This is a genomic window from Maribacter sp. ACAM166, from assembly GCF_005771495.1.
Taxonomy (GTDB): domain Bacteria; phylum Bacteroidota; class Bacteroidia; order Flavobacteriales; family Flavobacteriaceae; genus Maribacter.
In genome coordinates this window covers 1-4,009 of record NZ_VAUW01000078.1, presented here as the reverse complement: position 1 = coordinate 4,009, position 4,009 = coordinate 1, and the positions used below count along the sequence as shown (strand labels likewise).

The window sequence follows — 4,009 nt, the reverse complement described above, 5'->3', positions numbered from 1 at the left end:
GATACTTGTACCCAGATTTCTCACATCCTTTTGTGTGACCACATTTCATACATTTAAAACCATCGTGCCATTTTATTTTCGCTAAATATGCCTTACAGGCATCATCATTTGGCAATTCTTTTACAAAACTCAATATATTCTGTCCTTCAAATACTTCCATAAACGTTGTTTCTATTGACAACAAGATACAGAACTTAAATGACTAACTCAATTAAAAGAATTGAACAACTATCTCTTTTACATAACAATAATACAAAAAATAAAATTAAATGTTTAAAATACATTTAATTTTATTTTTTGGCACTTAACATTAAGCGCAAAGCTCTAAAAGGCTTAGTTTAGCCCCAATAGGTTCGGATTGATATTTTAAATTTCAAACTAATACATTTGACATATGAAATACAGGAAATGGAGTTTAGATGAAAAACAGAAATCCTATCATCTTCGGAAGAACTAGGCGTCGTTGAAACTTGCGGTAAGTACGGCTTAAGTTTGATTCCCTAACTTTTAGGATATAAATCAGAAAGAACAAAAGAGAGAATTAAGGTTACTAGATACGGTGAAGCTCTAGACTTCGACAACATTGATAATTGGGTCTCTTTTGCTACTTAAATCACGTTCAGTTCTGTGAGACTTTAGATTTTGGACTTACTATATTTAACTGGACGTAAAGTTAAGAGCGTATTGGCCATTAAAATTAACTTTGAAAAATGTCAAGAGAGAAAAGGAATTCTACCGTAGGTTTTAAACAAAAAGTAGTGGAACTTAGTTATGCGCGTGGCAGTGTTGTTGAGATATGCAGGGAACTGGACATACCCACCTCTGTGCTGAGCCACTGGCGTAGGCAGTCTAATACCTATGCCAAGAACAGTTTTGCCGGCAAAGGAAATCCAAAGTTGACGGACGAGCAACGCAAAATCGCCAAGTTGAAGAAAAGATTAAAGGATGTTGAACTGGAACGGGACATCTTAAAAAAGGCGGTAGCCATCTTCTCCTAGGGCGACAGGAAAAATATAGGTTCATAAAACACCATAAATTTAAATTTACAGCTTCAGAAGATGTGTAAAATGTTCAAGATAAGCAAAAGTGGGTATTACGATTGGCTGCACAGGAAGCCATCAAAAGATGGTTGGAAAACGAGATTATAACGGTATCTGTCCGTGATATTTTCAAAGATAGCTTCGAGAGTTATAGCGCACCGAAGGTCAAAGTGGAACTTTTGAAAAAAGGGCATCGAGTGCCGAGGCCCAGGGTGGCCAGAGTGGCCAGAATAATGAAGGCCAATAACCTATTTGCCAGAAGAAAACTTAAATTTAGGTTTACGACAGATTCCAATCATAAATATCCAGTGGCTCCCAAGATATTGAATCAGGACTTTACGGTCGCTAGGGAGAATCAGGTATGGGTGTCAAATATTACATATGTGCGGACCGAGCAGGGATGGATGTATTTAACGGTAATTATCGATCTGTTCCATCGAAAGGTCGTGGGATGGTCAATGAGCGAGAGTTTAAGTACGGGCGATACAATAATCCTAGCTTGGAATATGGCCGTCAGATTAAATACCATCACCAAAGAACTCATATTTCATTCCGATAGGGAATCTTAATATGCAGGTCACAGATTTACCAATATCGTAAAAAGTTATGATGGAACGGTAAAGGAAATTATTGGGACAATGCAGTCGCCGAAAGCTTTTTTAAGAGCTTAAAAGTTGAATGGGTATGCAAATATGATTATGTTCTTAGGTCCGATGCGGAGCTATCTATTTTCCAATGGATAGAAACTTGGTACAATAGAAAAAGAATTCGTTCAACATATAGGATACAAAACCATAGAAGAATTTGAAAACGAAATGTCTAACCAAAAAATAGCAGCATGACTCCTAACTAATTGTCCACTTTTTTGTTGCAAGTCCGTATTTTTCATTCTCTTTAAAAGAATTGATTATAGAACTTTTGGCGAAATTCAACAAATACTAAAAAGATATGTGATTTTCTATAATAATCATAGGCTACATGGACTATTGGGACGGATAATGGTAATTCCATGCGATGATATTCCCTATCTAATTTTCAAATTTTTTGTTGCAAGTCCAAAAAATTACTAGGTAGTGCAATGATCTTGAACATAAGAACCACATAGAACGGCTTTGTCCCCGCATTGTTCTTTTTCGACCGATTAGCAACTTCCCTTCCAACCAGGCCCTGAACATCGCAAAATCAATCTCTTTTGCGGCCTTTTTTAACGAATTTTTCATCTCCAATAATTTTCCGGTCGAAAATTTCCCGTCGAACAGTGTTTTCTTTCCCATCTATTTTTGGATTTGGTTGTTCATTGCTCACACCTCTTTTTTATGTAAAACACTAACAAATACTTATATCAATATTTTAACTTATAGAGGTCAGTAGTTAGTTACTTATTATTTCTGATTCATTCCCATCCGAAAGTTTTTCAAAACTAGACAAAATTGCTTGTTAAGCCCCGTGAACAGCTTTTCATTTTGATTTTTTCAAGAAAATAAGTCTGTTCTAAAGGCTAGTTCCTCTTGTGGTTTTCCTCTAATTTTTTTGGCTCCTTCCCCTACCTGATTGCATACATAGTAAAGGGTAAGACAAAAAGTGAGGCAGATTCTTATTTTTTCGACGAAATTAGAGAACGCGTACTTTTTCTTGGCAATTGTTCTAACAATAAGTTGGAGCAGTAAATATGTGATCAAAGCTATGTAAATCTGAGATTTTACGGCATTCTTGCTGGTTCCCACAAAGGTCTTGATCTGTAGGTTTTGTTTGATGGCCTTGAAGAACAGTTCGATATCCCAGCGCTTTTTGTATAAGTCCGCAATGGTCCTAGCTGTCCAATCCAGCTGGTTGGTGATAATCTCTATGATCTTGTTTTCATCTGCTTTGTAAACGTGCACCAACCGTAATCGAACTTCACCGATTCCTGTTTTAATGGCCTTGTTACCTGAAAGTTTTATGATTTCGTCCCTCAAAATATCCTGATCTGTATCATTGGGAAGTTCCAGCTCTGCGATGGTCTCATAGACCGTGTTGGTTTTGATACGTGTTACAAAAACGTTCTCCGCCTTTACTCTTTGCAACATTAAAAGAAAATCAAAATAGGCTCTGTCCTCTACTATTATCGTCCCTTTGGCAAAGACCAGCTGCTCCAGACCATACCTGTCGTGAAGTTTGGCCAGCGTAATATTCACCACATCCGGTATCATCATGGTATCGTCCCAACAGGTGTGTATCTTGATGCCCCCTTTTGCTGTCCGAAACTTTGCCCAATCGAACATGGACAAGCATAGGCTAATAATGGTACTGTCTATCAGTTTTATACTTCGGTCTTCAATTTCTTTGATTATATGGGACTGATACCGCTTGGAAAGTATATGGCTATAATGTGATAAAAGCCTATCATATAAGGTCTCAAAGACTTTATAGTTCCTTTTTTTATTACCATCGCTCATCGTAGAACGTGCAGGACTCTGATTAAGTCCCAAACTTGATATGAATGTCTCCGACACCCCAATACCAGTAGAAATATCGCTTAGCGTAAAGCATTTATTGAGCTGTCCGAAAGTTAAGGCTACAAATTGATCAAAGGTCTTATACCTACTACGTCCTTTATCACTTTTGTGTGCTTCGGTACAGCGAGCGAGCATCCAAGAAGGAACTAGATCCAAAATTTGGCGGATTAAAGGAGCGTTCGTATTTTTATTGGTCTCAAAAATAGTTAAAACTATGCACTTGAGTGCATTTCGCTTTAGCTTCTAAAAACCTTTACTTTTGTTCTATTTCCAGGTTGACAGTCCATATAGTCTGGAGCACTAAATATCGATATCATGTTCTGAAAGGGGATATCCAGGTCCGTTGCCGTTCCCTTTTGATGCAGATCTGTGATGCCGAGGATATTTGGATATTGAAGGGGTTGGTTTCCAAGGATCATGTCCACATGCATATTGAATATCGTCCTTCGCAAAGTCTGAGCTATATGGTAAAGA

General features: G+C 37.5%; 3 protein-coding genes and 1 pseudogene. 2 read left to right on the top strand and 2 right to left on the bottom strand.

Annotation, left to right across the window (positions count from 1 at the left end; all coding sequences use genetic code 11):
* Window positions 1–160: transposase (locus ES765_RS21280; protein WP_138115525.1), on the bottom strand; the 160-nt coding region annotated here is incomplete at its 3' end.
* Between the two features lie 550 nt (window positions 161–710).
* Here ES765_RS21280 and ES765_RS21270 point away from each other — a divergent pair.
* Window positions 711–1,882, top strand: a pseudogene (locus tag ES765_RS21270) (IS3 family transposase).
* 630 nt (window positions 1,883–2,512) lie between these two features.
* On the opposite strand, the gene ES765_RS21260 reads toward ES765_RS21270, so the two are convergent.
* Window positions 2,513–3,751, bottom strand: a complete 1,239-nt coding sequence (locus ES765_RS21260) for an IS4 family transposase (RefSeq protein ID WP_138116511.1) — start codon at window positions 3,749–3,751, stop codon at window positions 2,513–2,515.
* Between the two features lie 8 nt (window positions 3,752–3,759).
* Here ES765_RS21260 and tnpA point away from each other — a divergent pair.
* A partial coding sequence (tnpA, locus tag ES765_RS21255; RefSeq protein WP_138116509.1) for an IS200/IS605 family transposase occupies window positions 3,760–4,009 on the top strand: 250 nt, incomplete at its 3' end.